25 protein-coding genes and 1 pseudogene are annotated in these 24,452 nt (G+C 70.4%); 8 read left to right on the top strand and 18 right to left on the bottom strand.

Features of this window, described 5'->3' with window-relative positions; genetic code table 11:
* Nucleotides 1-70: 70 nt before the first annotated feature.
* The 6 genes from ACYVK3_RS08610 to ACYVK3_RS08635 form a co-directional block, all read right to left on the bottom strand.
* Entirely contained in the window at nucleotides 71-319 is a 249-nt protein-coding gene (locus ACYVK3_RS08610) for a hypothetical protein (protein ID WP_460496862.1), read from the bottom strand.
* 39 nt (nucleotides 320-358) lie between these two features.
* Complete coding sequence (locus ACYVK3_RS08615) at nucleotides 359-820, bottom strand: hypothetical protein (protein WP_460496863.1); 462 nt, start codon at nucleotides 818-820, stop codon at nucleotides 359-361.
* Nucleotides 817-1,356, bottom strand: coding sequence for a hypothetical protein (locus ACYVK3_RS08620; RefSeq protein WP_460496864.1), 540 nt, complete (start codon nucleotides 1,354-1,356; stop codon nucleotides 817-819). The genes ACYVK3_RS08615 and ACYVK3_RS08620 overlap by 4 nt, the downstream gene beginning before the upstream one ends.
* A 256-nt stretch (nucleotides 1,357-1,612) precedes the next feature.
* The gene (locus ACYVK3_RS08625; protein WP_460496865.1) at nucleotides 1,613-2,218 is read right to left on the bottom strand and encodes a histidine phosphatase family protein; all 606 of its coding nucleotides are present in this window, start codon (nucleotides 2,216-2,218) and stop codon (nucleotides 1,613-1,615) included.
* Between the two features lie 55 nt (nucleotides 2,219-2,273).
* The gene (locus tag ACYVK3_RS08630; RefSeq protein WP_460496866.1) at nucleotides 2,274-3,290 is read right to left on the bottom strand and encodes an L-histidine N(alpha)-methyltransferase; all 1,017 of its coding nucleotides are present in this window, start codon (nucleotides 3,288-3,290) and stop codon (nucleotides 2,274-2,276) included.
* 58 nt (nucleotides 3,291-3,348) lie between these two features.
* Nucleotides 3,349-4,236 (bottom strand): carbohydrate kinase family protein, encoded by an 888-nt coding sequence (locus ACYVK3_RS08635; protein WP_460496990.1) that lies wholly within the window; start codon nucleotides 4,234-4,236, stop codon nucleotides 3,349-3,351.
* A 175-nt stretch (nucleotides 4,237-4,411) separates the two neighbouring features.
* On the opposite strand from ACYVK3_RS08635, the gene ACYVK3_RS08640 reads away from it, so the two are divergent.
* Nucleotides 4,412-4,957, top strand: coding sequence for a DUF4245 family protein (locus ACYVK3_RS08640; RefSeq protein WP_460496867.1), 546 nt, complete (start codon nucleotides 4,412-4,414; stop codon nucleotides 4,955-4,957).
* Here ACYVK3_RS08640 and ACYVK3_RS08645 read toward each other — a convergent pair.
* Together ACYVK3_RS08645 and xseA are read right to left on the bottom strand one after the other, a co-directional pair.
* On the bottom strand, nucleotides 4,954-5,160 hold the full coding sequence (locus ACYVK3_RS08645) for an exodeoxyribonuclease VII small subunit (RefSeq protein ID WP_460496868.1): 207 nt from the start codon (nucleotides 5,158-5,160) through the stop codon (nucleotides 4,954-4,956). The genes ACYVK3_RS08640 and ACYVK3_RS08645 overlap by 4 nt on opposite strands.
* A complete protein-coding gene (gene xseA, locus ACYVK3_RS08650; RefSeq protein ID WP_460496991.1) occupies nucleotides 5,157-6,359 on the bottom strand; it encodes an exodeoxyribonuclease VII large subunit in 1,203 nt (400 codons plus the stop codon). Before xseA ends, ACYVK3_RS08645 begins: the two co-directional genes overlap by 4 nt.
* Nucleotides 6,360-6,454: 95 nt before the next feature.
* Between xseA and ACYVK3_RS08655 the strand changes: the two genes are divergently transcribed.
* Entirely contained in the window at nucleotides 6,455-7,408 is a 954-nt protein-coding gene (locus ACYVK3_RS08655) for a 4-hydroxy-3-methylbut-2-enyl diphosphate reductase (RefSeq protein WP_460496869.1), read from the top strand.
* A gap of 371 nt (nucleotides 7,409-7,779) precedes the next feature.
* Here the strand turns inward: ACYVK3_RS08655 and ACYVK3_RS08660 are convergent, their stop codons facing one another.
* Nucleotides 7,780-8,913, bottom strand: a complete 1,134-nt coding sequence (locus ACYVK3_RS08660; RefSeq protein WP_460496870.1) for a DNA recombination protein RmuC — start codon at nucleotides 8,911-8,913, stop codon at nucleotides 7,780-7,782.
* 41 nt (nucleotides 8,914-8,954) lie between these two features.
* On the opposite strand from ACYVK3_RS08660, the gene ACYVK3_RS08665 reads away from it, so the two are divergent.
* Nucleotides 8,955-9,686 carry a hypothetical protein gene (locus ACYVK3_RS08665; RefSeq protein WP_460496871.1) on the top strand — a complete coding sequence of 244 codons (732 nt, stop codon included), beginning with the start codon at nucleotides 8,955-8,957 and terminating at the stop codon, nucleotides 9,684-9,686.
* 248 nt (nucleotides 9,687-9,934) lie between these two features.
* Complete coding sequence (locus tag ACYVK3_RS08670) at nucleotides 9,935-12,661, top strand: S8 family serine peptidase (protein WP_460496872.1); 2,727 nt, start codon at nucleotides 9,935-9,937, stop codon at nucleotides 12,659-12,661.
* 61 nt (nucleotides 12,662-12,722) lie between these two features.
* Here the strand turns inward: ACYVK3_RS08670 and ACYVK3_RS08675 are convergent, their stop codons facing one another.
* Both ACYVK3_RS08675 and ACYVK3_RS08680 read right to left on the bottom strand, forming a co-directional pair.
* Entirely contained in the window at nucleotides 12,723-14,312 is a 1,590-nt protein-coding gene (locus tag ACYVK3_RS08675; protein ID WP_460496992.1) for an N-acyl-D-amino-acid deacylase family protein, read from the bottom strand.
* Between the two features lie 36 nt (nucleotides 14,313-14,348).
* Nucleotides 14,349-14,756 (bottom strand): RidA family protein, encoded by a 408-nt coding sequence (locus ACYVK3_RS08680; RefSeq protein WP_460496873.1) that lies wholly within the window; start codon nucleotides 14,754-14,756, stop codon nucleotides 14,349-14,351.
* 36 nt (nucleotides 14,757-14,792) lie between these two features.
* Here ACYVK3_RS08680 and ACYVK3_RS08685 point away from each other — a divergent pair, with 36 nt between their 5' ends.
* Nucleotides 14,793-15,989: a type III PLP-dependent enzyme domain-containing protein gene (locus ACYVK3_RS08685; protein WP_460496874.1), complete on the top strand. Its 1,197-nt coding sequence runs from the start codon at nucleotides 14,793-14,795 to the stop codon at nucleotides 15,987-15,989.
* Here the strand turns inward: ACYVK3_RS08685 and ACYVK3_RS08690 are convergent.
* The gene (locus ACYVK3_RS08690; protein WP_460496993.1) at nucleotides 15,986-16,378 is read right to left on the bottom strand and encodes a (deoxy)nucleoside triphosphate pyrophosphohydrolase; all 393 of its coding nucleotides are present in this window, start codon (nucleotides 16,376-16,378) and stop codon (nucleotides 15,986-15,988) included. The two genes, ACYVK3_RS08685 and ACYVK3_RS08690, sit on opposite strands and share 4 nt — an antisense overlap.
* A 424-nt stretch (nucleotides 16,379-16,802) precedes the next feature.
* Between ACYVK3_RS08690 and ACYVK3_RS08695 the strand changes: the two genes are divergently transcribed.
* Entirely contained in the window at nucleotides 16,803-17,162 is a 360-nt protein-coding gene (locus ACYVK3_RS08695; RefSeq protein WP_460496875.1) for a 4a-hydroxytetrahydrobiopterin dehydratase, read from the top strand.
* 53 nt (nucleotides 17,163-17,215) lie between these two features.
* Here the strand turns inward: ACYVK3_RS08695 and ACYVK3_RS08700 are convergent, their stop codons facing one another.
* Genes ACYVK3_RS08700 through ACYVK3_RS08710 form a run of 3 tightly spaced genes read right to left on the bottom strand, consistent with a single transcriptional unit; the run spans nucleotide 17,216 to nucleotide 19,540 of the window.
* The gene (locus tag ACYVK3_RS08700) at nucleotides 17,216-17,998 is read right to left on the bottom strand and encodes an SDR family NAD(P)-dependent oxidoreductase (RefSeq protein WP_460496876.1); all 783 of its coding nucleotides are present in this window, start codon (nucleotides 17,996-17,998) and stop codon (nucleotides 17,216-17,218) included.
* A gap of 10 nt (nucleotides 17,999-18,008) precedes the next feature.
* Nucleotides 18,009-19,082, bottom strand: a complete 1,074-nt coding sequence (ychF, locus tag ACYVK3_RS08705) for a redox-regulated ATPase YchF (protein ID WP_460496877.1) — start codon at nucleotides 19,080-19,082, stop codon at nucleotides 18,009-18,011.
* A 47-nt stretch (nucleotides 19,083-19,129) separates the two neighbouring features.
* Complete coding sequence (locus ACYVK3_RS08710) at nucleotides 19,130-19,540, bottom strand: hypothetical protein (RefSeq protein WP_460496878.1); 411 nt, start codon at nucleotides 19,538-19,540, stop codon at nucleotides 19,130-19,132.
* A gap of 84 nt (nucleotides 19,541-19,624) precedes the next feature.
* On the opposite strand from ACYVK3_RS08710, the gene ACYVK3_RS08715 reads away from it, so the two are divergent.
* Nucleotides 19,625-20,191 (top strand): TetR/AcrR family transcriptional regulator, encoded by a 567-nt coding sequence (locus ACYVK3_RS08715; protein ID WP_460496879.1) that lies wholly within the window; start codon nucleotides 19,625-19,627, stop codon nucleotides 20,189-20,191.
* Between the two features lie 152 nt (nucleotides 20,192-20,343).
* On the top strand, nucleotides 20,344-20,772 hold the full coding sequence (locus tag ACYVK3_RS08720; RefSeq protein ID WP_460496880.1) for an organic hydroperoxide resistance protein: 429 nt from the start codon (nucleotides 20,344-20,346) through the stop codon (nucleotides 20,770-20,772).
* 60 nt (nucleotides 20,773-20,832) lie between these two features.
* Here ACYVK3_RS08720 and ACYVK3_RS08725 read toward each other — a convergent pair whose 3' ends face one another.
* The 3 genes and pseudogenes from ACYVK3_RS08725 to ACYVK3_RS08735 form a co-directional block, all read right to left on the bottom strand.
* Nucleotides 20,833-21,477 (bottom strand): dihydrofolate reductase family protein, encoded by a 645-nt coding sequence (locus ACYVK3_RS08725; RefSeq protein ID WP_460496881.1) that lies wholly within the window; start codon nucleotides 21,475-21,477, stop codon nucleotides 20,833-20,835.
* Between the two features lie 302 nt (nucleotides 21,478-21,779).
* Nucleotides 21,780-22,529 (bottom strand): annotated as a pseudogene (locus tag ACYVK3_RS08730) (succinate dehydrogenase/fumarate reductase iron-sulfur subunit); the annotation flags it as partial.
* Complete coding sequence (locus tag ACYVK3_RS08735; RefSeq protein WP_460496882.1) at nucleotides 22,526-24,451, bottom strand: succinate dehydrogenase flavoprotein subunit; 1,926 nt, start codon at nucleotides 24,449-24,451, stop codon at nucleotides 22,526-22,528. The pseudogene ACYVK3_RS08730 and the gene ACYVK3_RS08735, both read right to left, overlap by 4 nt.
* Between the last annotated feature and the right edge of the window lies 1 nt (nucleotide 24,452).

Consider the following 24,452-nt stretch of genomic DNA (forward strand, 5'->3'; position numbering starts at 1 on the left):
CCGCGTCATTCGTGTGCACGAGTATGCCGAATCTCGGCATACACCGATCACGGCGGGCGCCGGCTCCGGATCAGCGCTCGGCCGGGGGATCGGCGCGCTGGCGGCGGTCGGACCTGACCATCCACCGGAGGAACAGGGCCACGGCGATGAGGCCCGGTCCCATGTGCACCAGCAGCACGCCGATGAGGCTCGGGCCTCCCCAGTCGTTCTCGTAGGTCGACGGGTCGGAGAAGTCGATGACGAAGGGCTCCATCATGGCGCGGACGACGAAGAAGCCGCCCACGATGAAGGCGAGGCCCAGCAGCAGGATTCGTCTCATGGGCAGCCCCACCTCATCACTTTCGCCTGTCTTCCCAGGCTAGTCCGTCCCGGCTCGGACGGAGGTCCGGCACGGCCGCGGCAGCCCATCGGCGCCGACGCGCAGGAGTGAACGCGGCGGTCCGCTGGGTAAGCCCCCGCAATCGCGCCGGCAGTCGAACCAGACTCGGGCGGCGGCACGCTTCAAGCTCGGCGTGTTGTCGCCCTCGAGCGTCCATGCCCGGTGCGCGGCATCGCAGATCCACAGATCCGGCTCGCCGACGACCAGGCCGGTCATATACCCGATGAGACCCGGCTCGGCGTCTTTGAAGGCCACCCACAGCCGTGGTGCTTCGGCGAGTGTCCCGAAGACGATCGCGCGCCCGGCGATCGTGGCCTCGCCGAGGACGGTCAGGCGCTTCGGATCGATCGGGTGCACGGATACGGCCGGGATCGGCAGGGCGTTCAGGGCCCGCTGGTAGCGGGCGCGGATCCGGTACAGGGCGTAGCGCGACGGGCTCATGCCGAGCCACCGCCGATCGCGATCGCTTGCCGCCGGAGTCGGTCGGCGACGTCGGACGGCATCGGCATGACGAGATACCGACTGCCGTCGGGACGGGTGTGCAGGCCGGGGGAGTGCGGGTGCCTTTCCGGCGGTCGTGGCCGTGGAGGGAGTGCGTTGGCCGGTTCCTTCTTGTTGGGCGCGGAGTCGAGGTGGCCGGTCCACACCAGGCCTGTCGCGAGCGCGGCGAAGAACAGGTAGGCGAGACCGAGCAGGAAGACCAGCCGCTTGGTGACGGTCCCGGACTCCGTTTGTCCCTCGATCGGGTAATCGACGGATTCGGGTCGCTCGAAGCCGATTCGCCAGGGATGGAACGGCTCGGCCGGGCGCGGGCTCGGCTTGCGGGCGCTGGCGAGGGCCGCTGGCCTGGGCGGAATGGTCCACTCGTCCCAGGGTGGGACCGGACGAGACTCGCCGGGAGCGTCCGGTCGCGCCCAGAGCGGCGTGCCCGAGACCGGCCGAAGGGCGACGCGAGCGTTTTGCTCTGTTGCGAGCATCGGATTTTGGCGTAGGCTGACGCTAACCATGGGAGGTTTCCTCTCAGGGTTTGGGGGTGGGCCGCCACGGAGATTCGCGTTTCAGGCGGCGGCCCACCGATTCCATATTGAATTTGGGTCGAACATTCGCGCACTGCGCGTGCGAGCACCTTCGCACGCGCAGTGCGCGAAAGCAACCATCAACACGCGCATGCTCCCGGAATTGCCCATGCCATTTGCTCGCGGGAATTGTCGTCATGCGACTATGTCCCGGTCGTTAGTCATTTCCAATGGGGATATTCGCCAGCTCCGGCGTCAGGTTCCACAGCGCGATCGCCGGACGCCCGTGCTCGAAACCCAGCGCCGCGATCGAAGCCGTCTCGATGGTGAACTCGCGCCCGTCGCGCGCGGGCCTGCCCAGCCATCGCGCCGCGACCGCCCGAAGGCTGTGACCGTGGGCGAAGAACGCCACGTCGCCCTGGTCGAGCAGTTCGCGGGCCTCGTCGAGCACCCGGTCGAGGCGCTCCTCCACCTGCGCGGCCGATTCGCCGCCCGGTCCCTTGCCTCCGGCGGTCCAGAGCGTCCACTCCGGATCGGCCTCTCTGATCTCCTCGGAGGTCATGCCCTCGTAGTCGCCGTACGCCCACTCGACCAGGTCCGGCTTGATGTCGGTGATGGGCAGCCCGGCCACTTCGGCGGTCTGCGTGGCGCGCTTGCGCGGGCTCGACCAGACCGCGGTGAAATCCCAGTGCCCGAGCATCGGAGCGAGCGCCTTGGCCTGGGCCACACCCTTCTCCGTGATTTCGAGGTCGGTGACCGAGGTGTGTTGCCCGGAGGCCGACCAGGTCGTCTCCCCGTGGCGGATCAGCACGATTTGTCCCATACCGACCACCCTAGTTCGCCGCCCGGCGGCGGTCACCGTGTTGCGGCCATCCGCCTCAGGCCACCCGGGCGAGGAAGAGCCCGAAGTAGCCGGACGCGTCGGTCCACCACCGTTCCGGCTGGAAACCCGCCGCCCGCAACTGGTTCTCCAGGTCCTCGGGGTGGAACTTGACGGAGATGCCGGTCTGGATCTCCTCGCCGGCGTCGAGTTCGACCTGGAGCTCGATCGCGGGCAGGTTGACCGTCATCGGCTTGAGCGCCCGCAGCCGCAGCTCGACCCTGGAGGCGTCCGCGTCCCACCGTACGACGTGTTCGAAGTTGTTCGGCTCGAAGTCGCCGCCGAGGCGCTCGTTGAGCACGCGCAGGACGTTCCGGTTGAACTCCGCGGTGATCCCGGCGGCGTCGTTGTAGGCGGCCAGGATGATCTCGGGGTCCTTCACCAGGTCGGCGCCCGCCAGGAACCAGTCACCGGGCCGCAGCGCGTCGCGCAGGTCTTGGAGGAACTGGTCGCGCTCCATCCCGGTGAAGTTGCCGAACGTCCCGCCGAGGAAGGCGACGAGTCTCGTGTGCTGGTGGTCGGGCATGTGCTCCAGGTGCAGGGTGAAATCGCCGACGATGCCGCCGAGGATGATGTCGCGGTAGCGGACGGCCAGGTCATCGAGCACGTTCCGGACCGAGCCGGCGTCGACGTCGAAGGGCCAGAACGATTCCAGCTGCCCGTCGCGGTCGAGGGTGTCGAGCAGGACCCGGATCTTCTCGGCCCGCCCCGAACCCAGCTCGATGACCGACACCGGTGCCCCCATGGGGCTTTCGAAGCCCCCGGAGTTCGACTCGGTGGCGAGTACGTCGGCGATCGCCTCGGAGTTCGCCCCCAGGATCTCGCGTTCGCAGCGCGAGGGGTAGTACTCGCTCTGCCACGTCAGCTCGCCGAACAGGGCCGCGCCCCGTCCGTCGTAGTGCAGCCGCATCGGCAGGTACTTCGGGGCCGAGGTCAGGCCCCTCCTCGCGTCGAAACGCAACGCGGCGTCGAGGTCGGAATCGTCGAGGCAGATACGCAGTTCTGGTTCGGACACACTCCGATCTTATGTCGCTGTGATCTGGCTTGTGTCGGCGTCGGCGTCGGCGGCACGGTCACGGCGCGCCCGGCACCGTGCAGGCCTGTGCGGCGATCTGGCTCGCGTACCGCAGCGCGGCCGCCATCACCGTCTTGTTGCCCCACGCCGCCATCCGGTCGCGGCGCATCCAGCCCGCCGAGGTCAGCCAGCCGAGCAGCCCCGAGGTGAAGGTGTCGCCCGCGCCGATCGCGTCGACCACCTCCACCGGTACCGCGGGCGTCTCCGTGACGTGCTTGCGGTGGAACGCCACCGATCCCGCCTCGCCCAGCGTCACCACCACCAGTTCTGGGCCCAGTCCAAGCCAGGCGTGCGCGATCTTGTGGACGTCGCCGTCCGGGTAGAGCCGGGCGAGGTCGCGTTCCGAGACCCGCACCAGGTCCGCCAGCCCGACCAACCGCTCGGTGCGCCGCCGCACCTGGTCGATCTCGCCCATCGCCGACAGCCGGATGTTCGGGTCGAACGTGATCGGCACCGCGCGCCTCGCCCGGTTCACCCAGTTCTCGATGATCCGCGCCGACGGCCCGATATAGGCGGCCAGCGAGCCGAAGTGGACGAGGTCCACCCGGGCCGGGTCGGGAGTGGGAAGCTGCTTTCGCTCCCAGGCGAAGTCAGCCGTCCCGGTCGTCCAGTAGTCGTAGTCGGCGGTCCCGTCCTCGTCGACCACGGCGAGCGCGAGCGTCGAAGGCAGCTTGGTGCGTTCCAGGTAGTCGCGCCGCACCCCGGCGGCGATGTGGCGCCGCCACACCTGCCGCCCGAAGTGGTCGCCGCCGACCGCTCCGACCAGGGCGGTCGGGACCCCGCGCCGAGCCAGGGCCGCCGCCGTGTTCGCGGGCCCGCCCCCGCAGGTGGGCCGCAGCTGACCGCCGGGCGCGGGCACGAGGTCGATCACGTTCTCGCCTGCCACGAGAATCAACGGTGGCTCCTTCCGGTCGGGGGCAGTGCATTCAGTTTGGGGGTGAGGGTATTCCAAGCCGATCCGCTCGTGGCGGGCGCGGGCTGTGGACAAAGGGGGAGACGGGCACGCCACCTGACGGTGGGGTGGTGCGGCCCGTCCCGAGGCGGTCGGTCACCATTGGGTCATGTCCAGCGATGACGTCAAGGTTACGGCTGAGCCGACCTCTCGCCCGAAGCAGCGCCGGATGCGCGACATGGCGCTGTCCCTGGCGGTGCTGCTGGTGCCGTTGGGCATCTTCTACTGGGCGTGGAACTGGGCCTCCCCGGACAGGGAGGTCAGCGTCGTGAACACCGCCGAGGACTACATGAGCGCGGAATCCCTCGGCCTGGACCCGGTCGAGCCGGAGCTGTCGGACGATTGGAAAGCCATATCCAGCGCGCTGGCGACCGCTGACGAGGCCGTGACGCTGCGGACCGGCTGGTATTCGCCCGACGGCCACGGCCTCCAACTGGTGCAGACCAATGGCCCGGTCGACGAGGTCCACGACGAGATCGACGGCGCCGGAGAGCCGGTGACGGCCGGCGGGACGGCGTGGTCGGCCTACGACATAGCCGACGGCGAGGCGTGGGTGGCTGAACTGGGCGGCTCCACGATCGTGCTCCTCGCCGAGCCGGACGCCGTCCCCGAGCTTCCCGAACTCGCCGAAGGCGTCACGGCGGGACTGCCCTAGTCTTCCTCGCCGCCGGTCTCGGTGCGGGCGGCGAGGCGCTCGCGGGCGCCTTCGAGGTGCGACTGGCACAGGTCGGCGAGGGCTTCGCCGCGTTCCCAGAGCTTGAGCGACTCTTCGAGGGAGGCGCCGCCCGCCTCGAGCTTCTCGACGGTGGCGACGAGCTCCGCCCGCGCCTCTTCGTAGGTCAGGTTCTTGTCGGTCATGGCCCCTCTTCCTTCTCGGTGACGTCCGCCCGCAGGCCCCCCGCGGCCAGCCGGACGCTGATGTGCTCGCCCGCGTCGGCGGCGGAGCGCAGGATAGCGCCGGTCTCGGCGTCCGCGGCGATCGCGTAGCCGCGATCGAGCGTGGACTGCGGCGAGAGCGATCGCAGTCGCGCCCGCAGGTGCTCCAAGTCGTCGGTGGAGCGTTCGAGGCGCGAGCCGACGCGCGAGCGCATCCGGTGGATGAGGTGCTCCACCGCTTCGGCGCGCGCCTCCAGCATCGCCTCAGGGCGCGACAGCACCGGTCGGGCGCGCATGGCGGCCAGGGCGTCCTCCTCCCTGGTGAGCATGGCGTTCAGCGCCTGGCGCAGGCGAGTGAGGCTGATGTTGAGGCCGCGCTGCTCCTCGGCGAGGTCGGGGACGACCTTCTTGCCGGCCTCGGTGGGGGTGGAGGCGCGCCAGTCGGCGACGTAGTCGAGGATCGGCGTGTCCGGTTCGTGGCCGATCGCCGAGACCACCGGAGTGACGGCGTCGGCGACGGCGCGGCACAGCGTCTCGTCGGAGAACGGCAGGAGGTCCTCCATCGAACCGCCGCCGCGGGCGATGATGATGACCTCGACGCCGGGATCGGCGTCGAGCTCGGCGAGGGCCGCGCAGACCTCGGTGACGGCCTTCGGCCCTTGGACGGCGACCTCCCGCACCTCGAAGTCGGCGGCGGGCAGCCGGGCCTGGGCGTTCTTGAGCACGTCGCGCATCGCGTCCGAGGCGCGTCCGGTGATGAGCCCGATCCGATACGGCAGGAACGGCAGCGGCCTCTTGCGCTCGGCCGCGAACAGGCCCTCGGCGGCGAGGAGCTTCTTGAGCCGCTCCAAGCGCGCCAGCAGCTCGCCGAGCCCGACTTGGCGGATCTCGCGCAGGTGGAGCGACAGCGAGCCGTTCTTGTCCCACCACTGCGCCTGCGCGCGGACGACCACCTGGGCGCCGTCGCGCAGCGGCGGGTCGCAGGCCGCGGAGGCGCCGGTGAAGTCGACGACCCGCATCGACACCTCGGCCGACGGATCGCGCAGCGTCAGGTAGACCGTGCGGCCGCGGTGGCTGATCTCGGTGATCTGCCCCTCGGTCCACACCTCGCCGAGCCGGGCGATCCAGTCGCCGATCTTCTTGGAGACCACCCGCAGCGGCCAAGGGTTCTCCGCGCTCATGGGTGCGTTCGGTCCGGTGCGTGGCGCTGCGTCGGTCACGTGGTCAGCGTAACCGGCCCCTGTGACATATCCGGACTGCCGGATACCATCGAGGCGTGGCAGACCCCAAACGAGTGTTGTTGGCAAAGCCCCGCGGTTACTGCGCGGGCGTTGACCGGGCCGTGGAGACCGTCGAGAAGGCGCTGGAGCTCTACGGCGCTCCCGTGTACGTCCGCAAGGAGATCGTGCACAACCGCCACGTCGTCGAGACCCTCCAGGACAAGGGCGCGGTCTTCGTCGAGGAGAACGAGGAGGTCCCGCACGGCTCGGTCGTGGTGTTCTCCGCGCACGGCGTCGCCCCCGAGGTCCACGAGCAGGCCACCGAGCGCGGCCTGAAGGCCATCGACGCCACCTGCCCGCTCGTGACGAAGGTCCACCAGGAGGCCCGCCGCTTCGCGCGCGACGACTACGACATCCTCCTCATCGGCCACGAGGGACACGAAGAGGTCGTCGGCACCTCCGGCGAGGCCCCCGAGCACATCCAGCTCGTCGACGGCCCCGAGTCGGTCGACTCGGTGAAGGTCCGCGACCCCGAGAAGGTCGTGTGGCTCTCGCAGACGACCCTGTCGGTGGACGAGACCATGGAGACCGTCGACCGGCTCAAGAAGCGGCTGCCGATGCTCCAGAGCCCGCCGAGCGACGACATCTGCTACGCCACCCAGAACCGCCAGCAGGTCATCAAGGACATCGCCGCGGACTGCGACGTGGTCATCGTCGTGGGCTCCCAGAACTCCTCGAACTCCAAGCGGCTCGTGGAGGTCGCCATCCAGCACGGCGCCCGCGACGGGTACCTGGTCGACTTCGCCCACGAGATCGACCAGGCCTGGCTGGAGGGCGCGAGCACCGTCGGCGTCTCCTCCGGCGCCTCGGTGCCGGACAACCTCGTGGCCGACGTGCTCGCCTACCTCGCCGAGCACGGCTTCGGCGAGGTCGAAGAGGTCGAGCCGGTCGTGGAGAAGATCACCTTCCAGCTCCCGCGCGAACTCGTCCGCGACCTCAAGGCGTCCTAGCCGAAGCGTTGAGGACAACGGCCACCCTCCCGCGCCCCTGAACCCTCGCCCCCGGGGCGCCGCCGACCGCCGCTGCGGGCGGTGGATACTTCGATGAGGGCTGTCGCTCTCCAGCACATCGTCATCGATGCTCACGGTCGCTCCGGACTGGCCCGCTTCTGGGCCGCGGTCCTCCGCCGGCGGGTCGTCTCAGAGCGCCGAAGACCGCCTCGCCGAGATTTCGAGCGGATCCTCGGCCTCGGCGCGAAGCGAGTCGACATCGGGCCGACCGGCGAGGAGTCGTGGACGGTGCTGGCCCGGCCCCGAAGGCGACGAATGCTGTGTCGTCCGCCCCACGAAGACCCCGATCGGCTAGCACCGGGCCGGCGCGCTCACACGTCCTGGGGCGCGTCCCACGTCGGGCGCCTCGCCGGAGTCACCACCGGCGGGATCGGCTCGGGCGGCTCGGCCGCCACCTCCAGCTCGGCGAACCGCCTCGCCGTCACCATCAGGCGCGACTCGACGCTCGCCACCGCCGCGTTGTAGGACCCGACCGCGGCCTCCAGCGACGATCCGAGCCGCGCGAAATGCCCCGAGACCGTCGCCAGGCGCTCATGGAGCTCCCGGCCGAGCTTGTGGACCTCTTTGGCGTGCGCCGCCAGCGCCTCCTGGCGCCAGGTGTGGGCGACGGTGCGCAGCAGCACCATCAGCGTCGCCGGGGAGGCCACGACCACGTTGCGCGCGAACGCGTCCTCCAGCAGTGCCGGGTCGGACCTGAGCGCGCCGTCGAGGAACGCGTCAGCCGGCACGAACAGCACCACCAGCTCCGGCGAGTCGTCGAACGCCCGCCAGTACTCCTTGGTGGCCAAGGACTCCACGTGCCGCCGCAGATGCTTCGCGTGGACGCGCAGCGACGACTCGCGGGCGTCCTCGTCGTCGGCCTCGAGCGCCTCCAGATACGCCTGGAGCGGCGCCTTCGCGTCAACGACGATCGAGCGCCCGCCCGACAGGCGCACCACCAGGTCCGGGCGCACCACCCGCCCGTCGACCTCCGCCGAATGCTGCTGCGTGAAGTCGCAGTGCTCGACCATTCCGGCCGCCTCCACCAGCCGCCGCAGCTGCACCTCGCCCCACTGGCCGCGCACCTGCGGCGAGCGGAGCGCGCTCAGCAGCCGCCCGGTCTGGTCCCGCAGCGCCTCGGAGATGTCGGCGACGCCGGAGAGCTGGATGCGCAGCTGCGCGTACGCGTCCAACCGGGCCCGCTCCACGTCCCCGAGCCGGGTCTCATAGCGAGCCAGGGTCTCGGCGATCGGCGCGAGCACGTCCGCGACGGCGTGCCGGGAATGGTCGGTCGCCTCGTACGCCACCGATTTCAGCGTCGTCTCCAGGCGTTCCTCGTTGTCCGCCGCGGCCTCCAGCCGGGCCGTCGCCGCCGCCAGCTCGGCGGCCTGCCTGCTCCGCCCGGCGAACCAGCCTGCCACCGCACCTGCGGCGAGGCACACCACCGCCAATAGGACCCACGTCATACGGGCCAGTCTAAAGGCGGCCCCGCGGGTAGGCTCAGTTCATGGAACTGTGGTTGATCTTGCTCGTGATCGCCGCCGCGGTCATGGCCTTCGTCGTCTACTCCAACAAGCGCCGCGCCGAACGCGAACTGGCCGACGCCGAAGCCGAGGCGAGGCGCCTGTACGAGCGCCTCGGCGGCCAGACCATGAACCTCACCGCCCCGGGCGACAACCCGGCCGCCGGCCAGGCGCTGGCCGACGCCGGCGAGCGCTACACCGCGGCCGGCGCCCAACTCGACTCCGCCTCCACCGTCCGGCAGCACCGGCTGGTCAGCGAGACCGCAATCGAAGGGCTCCACTACATCCGGGCCGCGCGCGAGGCCATGGGCATGCAGCCGGGGCCGGAGGTCCCCACGCTGCCGGGCCAGGCCCGCGCCGGAGCGCTCAAGGAACGCGTGTCGGCCGAGGTCGAGGGCCGCTCCTACACCGGCTCTCCCACGCCGGACAACGAGAACCGCCACTACTACCCTGGAGGCAATGTGGACGGACGTCCCGTCCCCTCCGGTTGGTACAACACGCCGTGGTGGAAGCCCGCCCTGGCGGGCGTCGGCGGTGCCCTGGTCGGCATGATGATCTTCGACGCGATGCTCGCTCCGGCCTACGCCGGCGGCATGGTCGAGGGCGCATCGACCGACGCCGGAGCCGATGCGGGCGGCGCCGCCGAGGGCGGCGACGCGGGTATGGACGACGGCGGCGGCGACTTCGGGGGCGACTTCGGGGGTTTCGACATCTGACCGACTGCACCGAGTCACGCTCTTCCACCGGGCTCCAGCCGAACACGGCTGGGGCCCGGTGTCGTATGCGGGCAATTCGGCCTCAGATGCAACCGGTATGGACGTATGCGGCGTCCAGTCACATAGGGATCGCAAAGCCGTGCGATCTCTGACACCATGTCACCAGTCACCAAACCATCCCGTTGGAGACAAACCCCGCCGCCTCGTGTCCAACCCGCGCGAGGCCATCCCCCTATTGAGGAGAGTTCGTGACATCTTCCCCGCGGCGTCCACGCCGCATCCTCGCAGCCGCCCTCGCGGGCGCGCTCGTCCCGACCCTCGCCGCCACCGGCGCCAGGGCCGAGGTGACCGAATCCGAGACCGAACAGCTCATCGAGCAGAAGGTCCAAACCGAAGTCCTGGAACAGGTCGAGGCGGTCGGCGAGACGGAGCTGTGGCTCCGCTTCACCGGCGCACCCGACTGGAGTGAGGCGGTCGCCGCCGACGAGAAGGAGGAGAAGGGCCAGGCCGCCGTCGAGGCCGCCCTCGCCTACGCCGAGCAGCGCCAGGCCGACGTGGTCGGCGCGCTCGAAGCGGCCGGAGCCGAGTACGAGACGTTCTGGGGCTCGGCGACCGTCAAGGTCGTCGGCGACGCCGGACTGATCGAGGACCTCGTCGCCTTCGACGAGGTCGAGGCCGTGGTCGAGGCGCCCGAATACGACTACATCGAACCGATCGCGCCCGACGGCAAGAGCGACCCCCGCTTCCCCGGGGCCGTATCCGCCGAGCCGCAGCAGGAGAGTCCCGCGTGGCACCTTGAGGACATCCGCGCCCCTGAACTGTGGGCCGAGGGCATCGACGGCGAGGGCATCGTCGTCGGCTCGATCGACTCCGGAGTCCAGTACGACCACCCCGCGCTCGTCGACCAGTACCGCGGCAACGACGGCGACGGCACCTTCACCCACGACTACAACTTCTTCGACGCCACCGGCGAATGCGACGGCGAGCCGTGCGACCTCTTCGGGCACGGCACCCACACCATGGGCACCATGGTCGGCGACGACGGCGAGGGCAACCGGATCGGCGTCGCCCCCGGCGCGAGGTGGATGTCCGCCTCCGCCGGCGCCTCCCCGACCCTGGAGTCGTTCCTGGCCGCCGGCGAGTGGATCACCGCGCCCACCGACGCGCGTGGGGACAACCCCGACCCGGCGATGGCGCCGCACGTCGTCAACAACTCCTGGTCCGGCACCGGCGGCTACGACCCGTTCTACGCCGACGTCATCGACCTGTGGCACGCCGCCGGGATCATCCCCGTGTTCGCGGCGGGCAACGCCGGCGAGGAAGGCTGCCTCACCGTCGGCAGCCCCGGTGTCTACGAGAACGTCATCGCGGTCGGCGCCACCGACATCGACGGCAACGCCACCGAATGGTCCTCGAAGGGCCCGGGCATGGACGGCTACATCAAGCCCGACGTCGCCGCCCCCGGCGACGCGATCGTCTCCTCGGTGCCCGGCGACGAGTACGCCGAGATGTCCGGGACCTCGATGGCCGCGCCGCACGTGGTCGGCGCGATCGCGCTGATGATGTCGGCCTCGCCGGTGCTCGAAGGCGACTACGGGAACGTCTACGAGTACCTGACCGAGAACGCCGTCCCCGTCGACGACCGCTCGTGCCGAGGCAACGACGAGGCCAACAACGTCTACGGACACGGCCTCATCGACGCGTACGCGGCGGCCGACGACGCGCCGGAAGGCCGGTTCGGCTCCCTGTCGGGTGTCGTCACCGACGACGCCGGCGAGGTGTTGTCCCGGGCCAGGCTCGACTTCGAGGGCCCGGTCGACCGCGTGGCGTACACCGACGCCGACGGCGCCTACGCCTTCGACCGCATCCCGGCCGGCATGTACAAGGTCACCGTCGCGAAGTTCACCTACGAGTCCGTCACCGGCTGGGTCCGGGTCAAGAAGCACGGCGAGGCCGTCTTCGACGCCGCCCTGACCGCGCTGCCGACCCGCACCGTCGAAGGCGTCGTCGTCGACGGCGCCTCTCAGGGCTGGCCGCTCGCGGCGACGGTGCGCACGTCCGGCGGCGAGGCCGAGACGGTCACCGACCCGGCGACCGGCGCGTTCAGCCTGACGATCCCCGTCGAAGGCGACTGGCCGCTGACCGTCGAGACCGCCTACCCCGGCTACGAGACCGTCCAGACCGACCCGGACGACGCCGCGCGCATTGAAGTGCCGCTCGCACCGGGCTGCACCGCTCCGGGCTACGGATCCAATGCTCTGCAGGAGGAGTTCGGGTCCGGCGAGGTGCCGGAGGGCTGGACGGTGGAGAACCGCGGCGAGGCCGACGGCTGGGTCTTCGACGACCCCCACCTCTACGGCAACCTCACCTCCGGCAGCGGCGGGTTCGCGCAGGCGAACTCGGACGCGGCCGATCCCGAGGCGCTGGTCGACACGGACCTGATCACGCCGGTCTTCGACCTGAGCGCGGTGGCGGACCCGACGCTCGCGTTCGCGAGCTTCTTCTACGACGGCGGGCTCGGGAGCGAAATCGACATCGCGATCTCCACCGACGGCGGGGCGAGCTGGGAACAGGTCTGGCACAACAACGAGGATCTGGAGGCCTCCGAGGAGTCGGTGGACCTCTCGGCGTGGGCCGAGGCGACCGAGGCGCAGCTGAAGTTCCACTACACCGACAACGGCGCCTGGGCCTACTGGTGGATGGTCGACGACGTCAAGATCGGTTGCGAGGCCCTGGAAGGCGGCCTGGTGACCGGCACGATCGTCGACGCGGACGGCAACGTGCCGGCGGGTGCGGTCGTATACGACACCGAGACCTCCGCCGAGGCCGTCGTCGATCGGAACGGCCGCTACGTGCTGTTCACCGACGCCGGACCGACCACGCTGCTGGCGTCGGCGGACGACCACGGCGGGAAGGAGATCGACGTCGAGGTGGTCGCCGACGCTGTCGTCGTGGCCGACATCGTCCTCGACTGAGGCGGTATCCGAGCCGAGTCAGGGGCCTCCCGCCGAACGGCGGGAGGCCCCTGCTCTGCGGTCACGAGGGGCGGTGCCGGACGGACCGGCCCGCGAGCGCGTCGGTGCGCCGTCCGTCGTCGACGGCGATGCGGCCGTTGACGATCACGTACGGGATGCCCGCGGCCTGGCGCCGCGGCTCGGCGAACGTCGCCCGCGCCTCGACGGTCTCGGGGTCGAACACGACCAGGTCGGCCGCCGCGCCTTCGGCGACGATGCCGCGGTCGGCCAGTCCGAGCCGGCGTGCGGGGCGGCCGGTCAGGTGCGCGACGCACTCCTCCAAGGAGAACAGCCCGAGCTCGCGGCAGTAGTGGCCGAGGTAGCGCGCGAAGGAGCCCCAGCCGCGCGGGTGGATCTTCTCGCCGTGGAGGACACCGTCGGTGGAGCCGGTGTGGGTGGGGTGCAGCATGATCTCGCGGACGTTCTCCTCGTTGCCCACGTGCATCAGGCATGCGGTGCCGAAGTCGTCGGCGAGGAGAAGCTCGAGGTAGAACTCCGACGGCGGCGCCCCGGCCGCTCGCGCCGCTTCGGCGACGGTCCGCCCGACAAGGTGCCGGCGGTCCGGCTTCACGACCCCGGCGATCTCGATCCGCTCCCAGTTCACCGGGACGCCGTTGGCGCCGTCGGTGCCGACCTCGTCGAGCTCGTGGACGATCCGCTCGCGTGCCGGGCCGTCCGCCAGGCGTTCGGCGAGCGCGCCGTAGCCGCCCTCGACCGACCAGCTCGGCAGCAGCGCGGCGAGCATGGTCATGCCCGGCAGGTACGGGTAGGTGTCCAGTCCGATGTCGAGCCCCTCGTCCAGCCCCGCGTCGACGAGCTTGAGCAACTGCCCGGCGCGGCCGGCGTTGACCTCGTAGTTCATGGTGGCGTGGGCCAGGTGCAGGGCGCAGCCCGAGGCGCGGGTGATCTCGATCATCTCCGCGTAGCCCTCCAGGGCACCCGCGCCGTAACTGCGCTGGTGCGGGCTGAAGTAGCCGCCGTAGCGGGCGACCACTGTGCACAGTTCGACGAGCTCGGCGGTGTCGGCGTACATGCCCGGCGCGTAGCTCAGCCCGGCCGAGAGCCCGACCGCGCCTTCTTCGAGGCCGGTCGCGACGAGCGCCTTCATGGTGTCCATCTCGGACTCGGTGGGCGGGCGATTGTCCCAGCCCATGGCGAGCATCCGGACGGTGCCGTGCGGCACGAGGTAGGCGACGTTCGTCGGCGTGCCCGCGTCGAGGCGGTCGAGGTAGTCGCCGACGCTGCGCCAGTTCGTCTCCAGGCCCGCCGGGCGACCGTTCCAGGCGCTGATGGCGTCCCACATCTGCGGCGCGGTCGCCTCGTCCACGGGGGCGTAACTGAGGCCGTCCTGGCCGAGCACCTCGAGGGTGCAGCCCTGCCCGAGCTTGGCGAGGTGGTCGTGGTCGGTGAGGACCGCGAGTTCGGAGTGGGCGTGCATGTCGATGAAGCCGGGGGAGCAGACCAACCCCGCCGCGTCGACGACCCTTGCGGCGCTGAGCCTCTCGCCGGTGGTGACGGCGGCGACGCGCCCGTCCTTGACGCCGACGTCGGCGCGGAACCGGTCGGCGCCGGTCCCGTCCACGACCTCGGCTCCGCTGATGAGGATGTCCAACTCAGGCATGGGGCCCCTTGTGCTCGGGCGGTTCGGTCAGGCCGTGCTCGCCAGTGCGTCGATCTCCACGAGCATCTCCTCCCGGGGAAGACCGCAGATGACGGTGGTGCGGCACGGCAACGGTATCCCCTCGGAAGTCCGGGCGGCGACGAACTCGGCGTAGGCCTCGTTCATGGCCCCGAAGTCGGCGCGGTCGGCGAGGTAGACGCGGAGCATGACCACGTCGTCGAAGCTCGCGCCGCCGGCGGCGAGGATCGCCTCGACGTTCTGGAGGGTGCGCACGGTCTGGGCCCGCACGTCGCCGGGGTGGAGGTATTCGCCGGTGCCGGGGTCGACCGGGCCCTGCCCGGAGACCTGGAGGAGCGGGCCCTTGCGCACGCCTTGCGGGAAGGCATGGGCGGGAGGAGGGGCGGCGCTGGTGTGGATGGCGTCCTTCGCAGTCATATAGTAAAGATACATTCCTATTCTAGGGGGCGCTCGATGGACGAACGACGGCTCAGCGACCTGCGCGAAGCGATCCTCGACTGGCGCTGGAAGGCGATCCCGACCGCCGCGCACGGCAAGCGCCTCGGCGACTGGCTCGGCACCGGCCCGCGCGAGGACGAGCTCGACACGCCCTCGGTGGCCCTCTCCGCACAGGCCCTCGACCACAACCTCGCGGCGATGGCCGCCTGGTGCGAGGAGCGCGGGCTGGGACTCGCCCCGCACGGCAAGGCCACGATGGCCCCCCAGCTGTGGCGCCGCCAGATCGAGGCCGGGGCCGTCGGCATCACCGTCGCCAACCTGCCGCAGGCGCGCGTGGCGAGGGCCTTCGGCGTCGAACGGGTGCTCATCGCCAACGAGCTCACCCGCCCGGCCGCCATCGCCTGGCTCGCCGACTGGGCCGCCGAGGGCGCCGACGTCACGGTCTTCGCCGACTCGCTCGACGCGGTCGAGCTCCTCGACCGCTGCGCCACGGCCCCGCTCGGCGTGGCCGTGGAGCTCGGCGTCACCGGCGGTCGCGGCGGCGCCAGGAGCGGCGCCGATGCCCGGGCCGTGGCCTCGGCCGTGCGGGCGGCTTCGAATCTCCGACTGCTCGGCGTGGCCGGATACGAGGGCTCGGTGACCGCGCGGACGGACGCCGCCGCGCTCGCGGCAGTCGACGACTACCTCCGCGAGCTCGCGGAGCTGTTCGGCGCCTTGGACTTCGAGACCGATCGCCCGATGGTCACGGCTGGCGGCAGCGCCTACTACGACCGCGTGGCCGCGGTCCTCGGCCCGCTGGCGAGCGAGGCGGAGGTGCTGCTGCGTGCGGGCTCGTATCTGATCCACGACCACGGCTTCTACGCCCGCATCGCGCCCGGCTGCCGGGGCGCGGACGGCCCGAGTCTGCGTCCGACGCTGCGGGCCAGGGCGAGCGTCCTGTCGCGTCCCGAGCCGGGCCTGGCGATCCTCGACGCCGGGCGGCGCGACGTCCCCTTCGACCAGGACCTGCCGATCCCCTTGGGACTCGACGGGGCGGCCTGCCCGCAGATCAGCGACCAGCACCTGTTCCTGAGCGGTGCGCCCGACGGCCTGCGCGTCGGCGACATCGTCCATCTGGGTCTGTCGCATCCGTGCACGGCCTTCGACAAGTGGGGCCTGATTCCGGTGGTCGACGAGGGCCTCGTCGTGGACGCGGTTCGGACCTTCTTCTAGTCGGCCAGGAAACCCTTGAGCGCCTCGACGACGGGCCGGTTGCCGGGCAGCCAGGGCACGTCGTCGAGCTCCTCGGCGGCGAGCCAGCGCAGCCCGCCGTGCTCGCGCGCCTCCGGTTCGCCGCCTCGCAGCCGCGCCGCGTAGACCCGCACCAGGAACCGCCCCTCATCGGCCGTGAGGTCGCCCCCGACGCGTTCGCCCACCTCGATCTCGACGCCGAGTTCCTCGCGGCATTCGCGGCGCAGGGCGTCGGCCTCGGTCTCGCCCGGCTCGACCTTGCCTCCGGGGAACTCCCAGAGGCCGGCGAGCTCGGGCGGGTAGGCGCGGGCGGCGGCGAGGACCTTGCCGCCCTCGTGGATCGCGGCGCCGACGACCAATCGCGGTTCCATCACGCGGGGAGTCTATCCGTGCCGGTGACGTCCTTACCACGCAGAAGTCGCGTGTCTGTAACGGTGCGTACCGTTCTGCGGGCGATGTGGTGGTCTGTGTCAAGGCGATTTCCGCGAGATTGCTCATACGTTCGGGTGATATTCGGCGGCACTATTGGTCGGGAATCGCCTCCGGCAGCACGGAAACAGACAAGAACTGTACTGAAAAATCCTATATTACCGGAATGCCGTATATGTCTCCCTGGACAGAAGCTGAGCAAGGGGGAACACTCGGTTCAGAAATGATAAAGATCCGGCGACAATTCAGACACGAACGCCCCTCGTGTCCATCGGAGCCAGAGGACCTACCTTACTGATCGGCTGCGGCCCAGTCACACCTGGGCTTTCTTCGGAGCGCGGCCAACACAGATGGCGATGGTGCCATATGGGGAGAACGGAGCAAGACGACAACGTGCTGCTGGATGCACTCAGGGAGCTCAACGGTTGGGAAGCGGACGACGGCCGTCTCGCGCGGACGCTGCCGCTTGACGAATCTCAGCACGCCGAGCTTGCCGAACAGATCAAGATCTTCGCCGACACGCTCAACGTCCACCCGGATGTGACCAGGTCCGATCACGCGACGCTCATCGTGCTCAGCCGTGACGGGGGCGTCAGCCTCACCGACGTGACCTTCGCCGGAAGGGTCGAGAGCGCGTACATCACCATCGCGGGTGAGCTCGCGGCCGAGGAGGACTCCCACTTCTCCAAGGGCCGCTTCTCCCGCTGGCGCAAACGAAACCAATGATCCCGAGCGAAACGCGGGCCCCGGCTCAGGCGCCGGGGCCTCGACGAAGCCCCTTAGGGCCGCCTGCGCTCGGGATCGGGGCCGTTCACGGCCCGGCCGCCGTCGACGGGCACCACCGCGCCGGAGACGAATGCCGAGCGCTCCGACAGCAGGAACGCGACCGTCTCCGCCACCTCCGAGGCGAGCCCCGCCCGCCCCAGCGGGTGCAGCAGCCGCATCTCCTCGTCCGTCACGGCCCGTTCGGCCGCCGACTGGGCCCGTCGCAGCTCCTCCAGGCGATCGGTGACGATCGAGCCGAGAGCGACGGCGTTGCACCGGATGCCCCACGGCCCGTAATCCACCGCCAGAGCGCGCGTCAGGCCCTCTACGGCGGCTTTCGCCGTCGCGTACGGCAGCGCGCCGCTGACGGGCCGCTGCGCTTGATGAGAAGAGACGTTCACGATCGACCCGGCCGTGCCCGAGGCGCGGAACGCCGCCACCGCCGCGGCCGCCCCGGCCAGGCACGGACGCAGATTCGCTTCGATCAGCTCGGCCACCGCGGACCCGCCCGACTCGTGCAGCCACGCGTCGCGGAACACCGCGGCGTTGTTGACCCACCCCGTGAACGTCCCCAGCGCATCGGCCGCCGCAGCGGCCCGCACGGCTATCGCGTCGTCCCCGGCGTCGCCGACGACGACCGCCGCACGCCCGGCCTCGACCGACGGCCTCAACCACGCGCCCGCCGACTCGGCGATCTCCACGACGACCACGGACCACTCCTCGGCGAGGAGCCGTTCGGCGATCGCCCTGCCGACGCCCTGTCCGCCGCCGGTGACGACCGCGGTCGAGCGGTCCATGCGCTGCCCCCTAAACGTTGAAGCGGAACTCCACCACGTCGCCGTCGGCCATGACGTAGTCCTTGCCCTCCATGCGGACCTTCCCGGCGGCCTTGGCCGCCTGCATGTTCCCGGCCTCCACGAGGTCGTCGAACGAGACGATCTCGGCCTTGATGAAGCCGCGCTGGAAGTCGGTGTGGATCTCGCCGGCCGCTTCGGGCGCCGTGGCGCCCTGCGGGATCGTCCACGCCCGCGTCTCCTTCGGGCCCGCCGTCAGGTACGTCTGGAGGCCGAGCGTCGAGAAGCCGACGCTGGCGAGCCGGTCGAGGCCCGGCTCGGTCTGGCCGGTGGACTCCAGCAGCTCCCGCGCCTCCTCGGCCTCGAGGTCGACCAGCTCGGACTCGAACTTCGCGTCGAGGACGACCGCCTGCGCGGGGGCCACCATGTCGCGCAGTTTCGCCGCGAGCGCCGCGTCGCCCACCTGCTCCTCGTCCACGTTGAACACGTAGATGAAGGGCTTGGCGGTGAGCAGGTGCAGGTCGTACAGCAGCTCGGTGTCGAGCCCGGCGGCGAAGACGGTCGTGCCGCCGTCGAGGATCTCGCGGGCCTCCTGCACGGCCTTGACCTTCGGCTGCTTCGTCTTGTCCATGCGCGCCTCCTTCTCCAGGCGCGGCAGGGCGTTGTCGATGGTCTGGAGGTCGGCGAGGATCAGTTCGGTGTTGATCGTCTCGATGTCGTCGAGCGGGGAGATCCTGCCGTCGACGTGGGTGACGTTGCCGTCCTCGAAGACGCGCACGACCTGGGCGACTGCCGAGCACTCGCGGATGTTCGACAGGAACTGGTTGCCCTTGCCCGCACCCTCGGAGGCGCCCTTGACCAGTCCGGCGATGTCGACGAACGTCACCGTCGCCGGGATGATCTTCTCGGAGTCGTGGATCTCGGCCAGCTTCGGCAGCCGCTCGTCGGGGACGGCCACCACGCCGACGTTGGGCTCGATCGTGGCGAACGGATAGTTCGCCGCCAGGATGTCCGAGCGGGTCAGCGCGTTGAACAGCGTGCTCTTGCCGACGTTTGGCAGGCCGACGATACCGATGCTGAGTTTCACGAGAAACAAGCCTAGCTGGGCCTATGCGGACCCGGCCAGGCGCGTGCTCATGCCGTCAGCAGGCCCACTCCCAAGGTCACGACGCCGGCGGCCAGGAACGCCGCCCCGATCCACAGCAGCGCTATGAGCCGGTTGGGCCGCGTCACGTCCTTGCCCAGCGAGGCGAGGAAGAACCCGGCGGACATGAAGATCGCCGCCAGCGGCACGCCGGCGCGGGCGAGCCCGCCGACGACGCCGGTCAGCTCGGTGGCGTCGGCCAGCACGAGGCAGACCAGGCCCAGGGTGATGAGCACGCCGGCGTGGGCGTGGCCGGCCCGGGCGAAGCGCTTCTGGAAGTCGGTCATGGGCACCTTGCCGCGCACGATCTTGAGCATGAACGTGCCGCCGAATTCGACGGTGACGACGGTGAGCAGCACGATGCCCGCGATGAGGCGCGAGGCGTCGCTGAGTTCGAGCATGAGCGTTCCCTTTCCGAAGGATTTTTACACTGTCAAGATACAGTCGTGTCTTTACAGTGTCAAGATTTGCGATAGGGTTCACGGGTGAGCTACTCATACCACCACGGCGACCTGCGCCGCGCCCTCATCGCCGCCGCCGTCGAGTCCATAGCCGAGGGCGGTCCCGGCGCCCTCAGTCTCCGGGCGGTCGCCAAGCGGGCCGGCGTCTCCCACGCCGCCCCCGCGCACCACTTCGGCGACAAGGCCGGCCTGCTCACCGCCGTCGCGGCCGAGGGCTTCGACCGCTTCGCCGACGCGCTCGAACGCGCTCAGCGGGAGAGCGGCACCTTCATCGAGGTGGGGGTGGCGTACGTGCGCTTCGCGATCGACAACCGGGCCTACTTCGAGACCATGTTCCGGCCCGAGCTGCTGCACGAGGACGATCCCGAGCTCGCCCGCGCCGAGGCCCGCTCGCGGCACGTGCTGTTCCAGGGCGCGGCCGAGCTCGCCGGCGGCGAGCCGGTCCTGAGCGCGACCGCGCTCGCGGCCTGGTCGCTGGTGCACGGCTTCGCCGAGCTGCTCACCGGCGGCAACTTCCCGCCGGAGATCGCCGCCGATCCCGAGTCGGCGGTCCGCGAGATCGCCTCGCGAGTGCGTCTCGGCTCCCACTGAGGCGCAGCCGGTGTGACGAACGATGAGGCCCGCCGCGGCGGGCATCGCGTTTCGGCTTCGCCCGCCGAGGAAATCCACGCCCTCCGCGGCCGGCCCGACCGGCTCGCCGACTCCGTCCGGCACCACCTTGAAAGCGATGAGAAGGAGACGTCATGAAGCCGCTCTACACCGCACACGCCACCTCGTCCGGCTCCGGCCGCGACGGCCGGGTCGCCACCGACGACGGCCTGGTCGAGCTCGACCTGGCCGTCCAGAAGGAACTCGGGGGCCCCGGCGGCAAGACGAACCCCGAGCAGCTGTTCGCCGCCGGCTACGCCGCGTGCTTCCACAGCGCGCTCCAGGCGATCGCCCGCTCGTCCGAAGTCGAGCTCGGCGACTCCACGGTGAGGGCCGAGGTCGGCATCGGCAAGGAGGGCGAAGGCTTCGCGCTCACCGCCAATCTCAAGGTCAGCACACCCGGCGCCGAGCGCACCGCCGCCCAGGGCCTGGTCGCCAAGGCGCACCAGGTGTGCCCGTACAGCAACGCCACCCGCGGCAACATCGACGTCACGGTCGAGCTCGTCCAAGCCGCCGACGATTAGCGGTATTCCCTGAGCGGTCGGGAACGCGGGGGCGGGTGGGTCGCCTTTGCGTGCGGCGCCTCAGGTGCCCGCGCGGGTGAACGTCAGGTGCGTCACGCCGCTGGGCGAGGAGGTGGCCTCGATCCGGAAGTGCCGCTCCAGGCCCTCCAGTCCGTCCCAGAGGCGCACGCCTCGACCGAGCAGGATCGGGACCACCACGATGTGCATGTAGTCGATGAGTCCGGCGGACAGGAACTCCCGGATCATCGTGGCGCCCCCGCCGATGCGGACGTCCTGCCCGCCGGCGGCCTCGCGGGCGGTCGCGAGCGCCTCGGCGGGGGAGGCGTCGACGAAATGGAACGTCGTGCCGCCCTCCATCTCGACCGACGGGCGCACGTGATGGGTGAGGACGAAGACCGGCGTGTGGAACGGCGGGTTGGGCCCCCACGGCCCTTTCCACGCCGGGTCCTCCTGCCATCCCGGGGGACCGAACTTCCCGGCGCCCATGACCTCGGCGCCGATCCCCGGGTCGTGCTGCTGGACGAAGGCGTTGTCGACGCCGCCGCTGCCACCGGACTCCTCGCGCCCGCGCCACCACTGCGTGCCGAACATCCATTCGTGCAGCCGCTCCCCGGCGTGACCGAAATAGGCCTCGGAGCTCTGACCCTCACCGGTGCCGAAGCCGTCGAGTGAGATGGCGAAGTTGTGGACGCGCGTGAGTGACATGGCTGGTGCTCCCTCAGTCGGCCGAGCGCCGTCGGATCGGCTCGGTTCTGCAGTGATCATGCCGGGGCCACTGTCATGATGTCCGCCCACCCGGCCGAGGGCCTGAAGCTGCTGCGTTCGGGACGGGCGTCCACGCCACACCGCTCGCCGACAGCACACGCCGGATCTACGCCGCCACGAATGGAGACCCGCCGGACCCGCCGGCCACGGCCGCGCTCCTCGAGGTCCTGGCGTCGAAGCGCGCGCGGACGTCGCCGTGAAAACGGCGCGGGCGGGCCTCAGCCCTGCTCGCTCTCCTCTTTCCTGCCCTTGCGGAAGATCTTGCGACCCAGCCACACCAGCGGGTCGTAGCGGTCGCCCGCGACGCGCTCCTTCATCGGGATGATCCCGTTGTCGGTGATGTGGATGTGCTCCGGGCAGACCTCCGTGCAGCACTTGGTGATGTTGCAGTACCCCAGGCCCTGCTCGTCCTGCGCGAAATCCTCGCGGTCCTCGCGCGCGTCGAGCGGGTGCATGTCGAGTTCGGCGGCCCTGATGAACAGGCGCGGACCCGAGAACGGCGGCTTGTTCTCCTCGTGGTCGCGTACCACGTGGCAGGTGTTCTGGCACAGGAAGCACTCGATGCACTTCCTGAACTCCTGACCGCGCTCGACGTCGACCTGCTGCATCCGGTACTCGCCCGGTTTGAGGTCCGCCGGCGGCTGGAAGGCCGGCATCTCGCGGGCCTTCTCGTAGTTGAATGACACGTCGGCGACGAGGTCGCGCACGACCGGGAACGTCCGCAGCGGCGTGACCGTCACCGTCTCGGCCTCCTCGAACAGGTTCATGCGCGTCATGCACATCAGGCGCGGCATGCCGTTGACCTCCGCCGAGCACGAGCCGCACTTGCCGGCCTTGCAGTTCCACCGCACCGCCAGATCGGGCGCCTGCTCGGCTTGGATGCGGTGGATGACGTCGAGGATCACCTCGCCCTCGTTGACCTCGACGTCGAACTCGGCGAAGTCGCCGCCGCCGGCGTCGCCGCGCCACACTCGGAATGTTCGCGTGCTCATTCGGCGTCCTCCTGGCCCGCCGCGGAGGCGTCGGCCTCCGCGGCGGTCTGGTATTCCTCGGGGGTCATGTACTTGGCCAGCTCGCTGCTCTCGAACAGCGCCAGCAGTTCGGGCGGCATCGCCGGGACCGGCTGGCGCCGCAGCTTCACCTCGCCCGCTTCGAGCGTCTCGACCAGATTCGTCTTGCGCCACTGCGGGTCCATGCCCGGCGCGTCCTCGCGGGTGTGGCCGCCGCGCGACTCGTCGCGCTCCAGTGCGGCCTTCGCGGTGGCAAACGAGCACAGCAGCATGTTCTGCAGGTCCAGCGCGAGGTGCCAGCCCGGGTTGTAGGCCCGCCCGCCGGCGGCGCCGACGTTGGCGATCCTCGGGCGCAGCGCCTCCAGTTCGGTGAGCGCCTCCTCGAGTTCGCCGGCGCGCCTGATGATCCCGACGAGGCGGCCGTTGACGGCCTGGAGCTCGGACTGGAGCGCGAAGGGGTTCTCCCCGTCGTTCTCGAAGGGACGCAGCGCGTTCCCCGCGGCCTTGGCGAGCTGCTCGTCGGTGATCTTGACCGGGTCGCTGCGATCGGCGTGCTCGGCCGCGAACTCGCCGGCCCGCTTGCCGAAGACCAGCAGGTCCGACAGGGAGTTGCCGCCGAGCCGATTCGAGCCGTGCATGCCGCCGGAGACCTCGCCGGCCGCGAACAGGCCCGCCACCTTGGACGCGGTGGTGTCGGCGTCGACCTCGACACCGCCCATGATGTAGTGGCAGGTCGGTCCGACCTCCATCGGCTCGGCCGTGATGTCGACGTCCGCCAGCTCCTTGAACTGGTGGTACATCGACGGCAGCTTCTTGGTGATGTACTCGGCGCCGCGCCGCGAGGCGATGTCCAGATAGACGCCGCCGTGGTCGGTGCCCCTGCCGGCCTTGACCTCGGAGTTGATCGCGCGGGCCACCTCGTCGCGCGGCAGCAGCTCGGGCGGGCGGCGGTTGTGGTCGGGGTCGTCGTACCAGCGGTCGGCCTCTTCGGGGTTGTCGGCGTACTGCGCCTTGAACACCTCGGGGATGTAGTCGAACATGAACCGCTTGCCCTCGGCGTTCTTCAGGACCCCGCCGTCGCCGCGGACCGACTCGGTGACGAGGATGCCGCGCACGCTCGGCGGCCACACCATCCCGGTCGGGTGGAACTGGATGAACTCCATGTTGATCAGGCTCGCCCCGGCCTTGAGCGCCAGCGCGTGGCCGTCCCCGGTGTACTCCCAGGAGTTCGAGGTGACCTTGAACGAGCGGCCGATGCCGCCGGTCGCCAGGACGATCGAGGGCGCCTCGATCGCCATGAAGGCGCCGGTGTCGCGCCGGTACCCGAAGGCGCCGATCACCTTGCCGCCCTCGGTGAACAGCTCGGTGATGGTGGTCTCGTCGATGACCTTGAGCCTCGAGTCGTACTCGCCGGTCTCGGCGTGGTCCTCCTGCTGGAGCGAGACGATCTTCTGCTGGAGCGTGCGGATGAGCTCCAGGCCGGTGCGGTCGCCGACGTGCGCGAGACGGGGGTATTCGTGCCCGCCGAAGTTGCGCTGGCTGATCCTGCCGTCGGGGGTGCGGTCGAACAGCGCCCCGTAGGTCTCCAGCTCCCAGATCCGGTCGGGCGCCTCCTGGGCGTGGAGTTCGGCCATCCGGTAGTTGTTGAGGAACTTGCCGCCGCGCATGGTGTCGCGGAAGTGGACCTTCCAGTTGTCGCGGGAGTTGACGTTGCCCATCGCCGCTGCCGCGCCGCCCTCGGCCATGACCGTGTGGGCCTTGCCGAACAGGGACTTGGAGATGACGATGACGGTCTTGCCGGCGACCCTGGCCTCCACGGCGGCCCTCAGGCCGGCTCCGCCGGCGCCGATGATGAGGACGTCGCAGGCCAGCCGTTCGACTTCGTCGTTCGAGATGTCACTCATG

It is taken from the genome of Glycomyces tarimensis (assembly GCF_054776215.1).

Excerpts from the sequence above, each read along its gene's own strand:
- ACYVK3_RS08695 (WP_460496875.1), top strand. The coding sequence starts at position 16,803 with ATGGGGAGAACGGAGCAAGACGACAACGTGCTGCTGGATGCACTCAGG.
- ACYVK3_RS08710 (WP_460496878.1), bottom strand. The coding sequence starts at position 19,540 with ATGCTCGAACTCAGCGACGCCTCGCGCCTCATCGCGGGCATCGTGCTG.
- ACYVK3_RS08660 (WP_460496870.1), bottom strand. The coding sequence starts at position 8,913 with ATGACGTGGGTCCTATTGGCGGTGGTGTGCCTCGCCGCAGGTGCGGTG.
- ACYVK3_RS08665 (WP_460496871.1), top strand. The coding sequence starts at position 8,955 with ATGGAACTGTGGTTGATCTTGCTCGTGATCGCCGCCGCGGTCATGGCC.
- ACYVK3_RS08725 (WP_460496881.1), bottom strand. The coding sequence starts at position 21,477 with ATGTCACTCACGCGCGTCCACAACTTCGCCATCTCACTCGACGGCTTC.
- ACYVK3_RS08615 (WP_460496863.1), bottom strand. The coding sequence starts at position 820 with ATGAGCCCGTCGCGCTACGCCCTGTACCGGATCCGCGCCCGCTACCAG.
- ACYVK3_RS08735 (WP_460496882.1), bottom strand. The coding sequence starts at position 24,451 with ATGAGTGACATCTCGAACGACGAAGTCGAACGGCTGGCCTGCGACGTC.
- ACYVK3_RS08640 (WP_460496867.1), top strand. The coding sequence starts at position 4,412 with ATGTCCAGCGATGACGTCAAGGTTACGGCTGAGCCGACCTCTCGCCCG.
- ACYVK3_RS08645 (WP_460496868.1), bottom strand. The coding sequence starts at position 5,160 with ATGACCGACAAGAACCTGACCTACGAAGAGGCGCGGGCGGAGCTCGTC.
- xseA (WP_460496991.1), bottom strand. The coding sequence starts at position 6,359 with ATGAGCGCGGAGAACCCTTGGCCGCTGCGGGTGGTCTCCAAGAAGATC.
- ACYVK3_RS08625 (WP_460496865.1), bottom strand. The coding sequence starts at position 2,218 with ATGGGACAAATCGTGCTGATCCGCCACGGGGAGACGACCTGGTCGGCC.
- ACYVK3_RS08680 (WP_460496873.1), bottom strand. The coding sequence starts at position 14,756 with ATGACTGCGAAGGACGCCATCCACACCAGCGCCGCCCCTCCTCCCGCC.
- ACYVK3_RS08690 (WP_460496993.1), bottom strand. The coding sequence starts at position 16,378 with ATGGAACCGCGATTGGTCGTCGGCGCCGCGATCCACGAGGGCGGCAAG.
- ACYVK3_RS08685 (WP_460496874.1), top strand. The coding sequence starts at position 14,793 with ATGGACGAACGACGGCTCAGCGACCTGCGCGAAGCGATCCTCGACTGG.
- ACYVK3_RS08700 (WP_460496876.1), bottom strand. The coding sequence starts at position 17,998 with ATGGACCGCTCGACCGCGGTCGTCACCGGCGGCGGACAGGGCGTCGGC.
- ACYVK3_RS08610 (WP_460496862.1), bottom strand. The coding sequence starts at position 319 with ATGAGACGAATCCTGCTGCTGGGCCTCGCCTTCATCGTGGGCGGCTTC.
- ACYVK3_RS08620 (WP_460496864.1), bottom strand. The coding sequence starts at position 1,356 with ATGCTCGCAACAGAGCAAAACGCTCGCGTCGCCCTTCGGCCGGTCTCG.
- ACYVK3_RS08720 (WP_460496880.1), top strand. The coding sequence starts at position 20,344 with ATGAAGCCGCTCTACACCGCACACGCCACCTCGTCCGGCTCCGGCCGC.